This window comes from Tenacibaculum xiamenense, from assembly GCF_964513065.1.
Lineage (GTDB): Bacteria > Bacteroidota > Bacteroidia > Flavobacteriales > Flavobacteriaceae > Polaribacter > Polaribacter xiamenense.
In genome coordinates this window covers 1-4685 of record NZ_CAZEQU010000041.1, presented here as the reverse complement: position 1 = coordinate 4685, position 4685 = coordinate 1, and the positions used below count along the sequence as shown (strand labels likewise).

General features: G+C 37.0%; 1 protein-coding gene. It reads right to left on the bottom strand.

What is annotated here, in order from left to right:
* The coding region (locus ACKTTV_RS19620; protein WP_408032586.1) for a hypothetical protein at positions 1 to 4623 on the bottom strand (4623 nt) is incomplete at its 3' end.
* Between the last annotated feature and the right edge of the window lie 62 nt (positions 4624 to 4685).

The window sequence follows — 4685 nt, the reverse complement described above, 5'->3', positions numbered from 1 at the left end:
ATTTAACTCATCTCCAACATGAAGATAACTAGAGAGCCTAGGATCGCTCAATGAAAAAGTATTTCCCGTTAAATCCTTTTTAAATACTCCAGAAACTCCAATGTTCCTTGAGGCACTAGCCATACCATCATGCTTCCAGTATGCCGGATAGTTAATATTATAATATGCATCTCCATATTCATTAACCGTCTCTGTTACTAAAACCTCGCCCGACTCAGCATCCCATGCCAAGTTCTTTGTCGATACTCGTGCGCCTAAATCATAAGCTATCTTCTCCTTTAAAATACCTTTCCTCTGAATAACCTTCGTGGTTACTGCAGTTCGTAAAACATTCTCATGCCTCTCATAATTTGGTAAACCTGTCACAACTGTTATTGGTATAATCCAAACTAAAAATACAGCAACATTAACATGACCTCCTACAGTGACTTGTCTTGAATAATTCTCTCTAAAATCATTCACCATATCATAAGTTACTCCTATTGAAGCATCTTTAATGACTCCTTGGCTATCAATTACTTTTTGTTGACTATTTAAACTTCCATCAGCTCTATTAATGTCATATTTATACTCCACTCCAGAAAGTGGTGAAGTCTTATTCTCTGCATAAACCCATTGTGACTTTGGTCGTCCATTCATATTATTAGCCTCAACTACAAAACCTTGGCTTGCCGTTATATGATTCTTTACACTAAAATTAAATACCCTACTCAAAGCACTTGGCTGATCTACCTTTACATTCTTCCCTGACTCTAATTCTGTATAAGCTGTCTTTGTCGGAAAATCCTTAGATGTATAAAAATCATGTACTACCTTACCTGTAGCATGCTTATTTATGTTTTGATTACCTAAATTCTTTACCTCTACTCTTGAATATGTAACAGTAGCTGCTGGAAAAAAGGACTCTCCTATTGGCTTCTCTACATAATTTGACTCTCTTGGGGCAATCACTGCATCTGCTCCTGAGGTACTTCGATCGTAAAATGGAACAACAAATGGATTCTCTCTACTTCCATTTGACTCAAAAGTTGCTACCCCACTACTCTCATTGTCTTCTGTAACATATCGATACTCCTGACCATAGGTCTTCTTATAACGTCCTGGTGTCGCTGTATTGCCTGTCATAACATCCCAGTTATCAGACATCTCTAACTTCTTTATTCGTAAACCTCCTCCAAACTTCTTCTTTTTGGGATTGTTTAATCGAATCCACGATTTCTGTGGCTTAAAATATTCGGAACAGTGCTTGCCTCTCAATACCTTGTTTGGACCTTTTCCTATTTGGGTATATGAATCAATCGCTGCTAAGATCTCTCCCATGATTGCCGTAAAACCTCTTTCTGTATTATTCGATGCATAACTAGCATCATCATGGTAAACAATACGGTTCATGTTCTTTCTTCCAAAATACATCCCTGCCTTTGATATAGGGTTGATCGGACGATCTCCACTCTTTCCATCCAGCCTTAAAAACTTCATCGGAATACTTAAATAAGCATCATTGCCATTCAAAACCTTAGTAACTGCTCCATCTATATTTAAATACCCACTCACAAAATCATATTGATAAGCATATTTATTGGTCATATTCAGTAGAAAATTAAAATAAACTGGCTCGGACTCTAGCCCTGAAATAAAGGAGTCAACACTCTTTGTCTTCTCTGACTCTGGTAGCTTGACATATAAGTACTTATTATCTTGATTCGGAGTGTATAATCTCGTGTTGGTTAATTCTGCCAATGTACTTGGACTTGGAGTACTTCCTACTCCTGAAACCTGATAAAGTTGCATGGCTTTCTTATCCTGAACATATTGATAATCATCTGACTCATAATGTAACTTCAAATCTCCTCCTGAAGGTAATTTTACAGAGGTTAAAGACCAAGCCGCCGTGTTGATATCTGCCTCTGTTTGACTATTCTGCTCTGTATAAGGAAACTCCGCATTCGATGCTATACCATCTATATCACATCCATTACCTTTATTAGGCTTATAATTACCCCAAATATCATAAGCCTTTATATGATAATCTGGATTTACAGTATCCTCTAAAACTCCATCTCCATCAAAATCTGAACTATCAAAAACTCCATCTCCATCAAGATCTATCTGTCCATATGAAAATTCATAAGGCATATGAGATCCCATATTGGAGTTCCTATAGGTAAAGTATACCTTCTGTAGGGTTAATTTCCCTCCTTGATTAAGCTCATCTACTGTACTAATTCTGCTGTTGTTAGGAATATTTCTACACAATGAATAATCATACTCAAAATGAGCTACTTTTATGGGAATAGCATTCTCTTGTCGCTCTTGGTACTCCTTCTTTGAATACAATAAGATCTTGTCCAATCGCTTGGTTGTAACTGTACCTCTTCCTCCATTTTCTCCTTTAACTCCAAAACCATCTTTTCGATCAGATAACTTAAATACAGCTACATGGGTTTTTGTCTCTATCTTATCTATATAAACCTGCTCTCTTGACCCATATAAATAATTACCCTTTTGATCATTTACATGAGAATTCAACCCTCGATTCAAACTTGCTTGATCCTCCTGATAAGGAACTCTCCACTGATAGGTATATGGATCAGTATAACTAAACTTTGTATAAGCTCCAAAATCATCATCACTAGGCCCATTACCTGTTACATCTTCATAATCAGAAGATAACACAGAAGTTATTAAATATGAATGTGCGTGCGCTGGGGTGGTGATACGGTTAAAGTAATTATCGACTCCTTGTTGATTGCTCATGCGATTATCATTAAAACTTGGATTATATGTTACTAAATCTTTACTACAATTTGTAGTCGCGCGCTCGCCTACTGCAAAAGTTACCTCCTGCTTAGTAATATTATAAGCTGCCTTACCATAAATATATCTGCTACCATCGGGCTTTAATACATTAAAACCCGCTGTATGATGATCCTTTGCATGTCGACTAGTCTCGTAAAAACCTGAATGATACGTCCTTGCTTCTTCTTTACTAATCTTTTGAATTACTTGATTTCTAAGTAACCTGTTTTTTCGATATTTCTTCGATCTTAAAGCAACTGAATTATTTCCCAGTTTAAAAGAATTACTCAATCCTCTATTGAATCGCCTTCCATTAATATTAAAATGGATTGGTGATGTTCCTCCTATACTAGACTCCGTGTAAACACCTGACTCTTCTTGTGCATAATCAACGTTCATCTCTGAACCATCGCGGAAAAATACTTTCTCATAATCTGGAGCAACTGAAGAACCTTCTACATCCTTAAAATATCCTAAAGCTCGGTTATTTGAACTTTTCCATAACCCGGTTCGTCCATAACTATCCGTAACCGTTAAATCTACTCCTGCTGCCCATAACCAACCGATCTCTCCTTCTGCTCCAAAACTATGACCGTCTCCTGTGTTGATTACCCTAGCATCATTAACAAATCCTATCTGTCCTCTATGAGGTCGAAAACTACCCGATACTCCCTGACCATTGATCAAATAGTTATCATAGGTATAATTTGTTATCGGTAATATTGTTGTATGCTTCCCAAAGTCGCCATCTTTCTCTCTTACAAAATCCAATACTCCATCACTTCCATTTACCTCATTTTTCTCCGTTTTCTCGTATCCAAATGCACTAACGTGCTTTGCCCTGTTTTTCTCACTACTATGAATCTCCTGTGTAGATCCATATCCAGTAACCTTAACCTGACCTCGAATCCCAAAAACCGCACCTCCTAAAGAGGCACTATAGGTTCTATTATCTGTAGCTATTGATACTCGCTTGGTTGGAGTATATAACAAATGGTTATTAAAAGGAAAGTTTGTTCCCCCTCCAACTCCTGCTGATACACTTGGTAAGGGAAGTAAAAAAAATCCTGAATACGAACTACTCTTGCTATAATTAGCACTCAAATTCAAAGAGGATAGTGCCTGTCTTGAATTGATCGTAAGTCCAACTGTTCCGTTTATCTTTCTAGTTATAAAATCATTACCTAAAAAACTTTTACTTACAGATAAACTCGGTGATACAGATGGACCGTCAACTGCTGAACCTGTAACATCTACTCCAACACTTCCTATCGATGCCAACTTAAAAGACATCCCTACCGTAGTTGTTGCTGAATAACCCGTATAATTATTATACTGAACTCCTAATCCTAAATTGACTCCTGCAATCTCACTAAATCCAAAGTAGGAAGCTCCCAATCCAAAGTGAGCTCCAAATGTGTTATTTGGCTTAAAATTATTCTCATAAACCATTTGATCACCTCCTTCCTCACTCCCGTCAAAATCATCTGGTAACCCTCTTACATTTCTCTTTATATGACCTACATTTAGGTTCCATCCTAATCCTACCCATGATGCTTCTTGGTCCATATTAACCCCTGAAGTGTAAGCCAAATTAAGTGGATAGCCCCCTACATCCATAATAGGTATGTTGTAGTTAAAATTACCCGATGATAAATCAACCATGTCCGTGGTTCCTACTGGTGTAAATGAATTGAACTCTGGCTGTGAAGGTCCACCCGTTAGAGCAAAAACACTCCCTATAAAGCCTTGAGGAAACATCAAACTCAATGCAATGTACACCGATAAAGCCTTAGTGGCTCTATTAGTCTTAGAAAATTTCATAATAAATTATTAGCTGTTTTTAAGCAATTTGTTAATATTCTTTTTTTACAATTTTAGAAGTA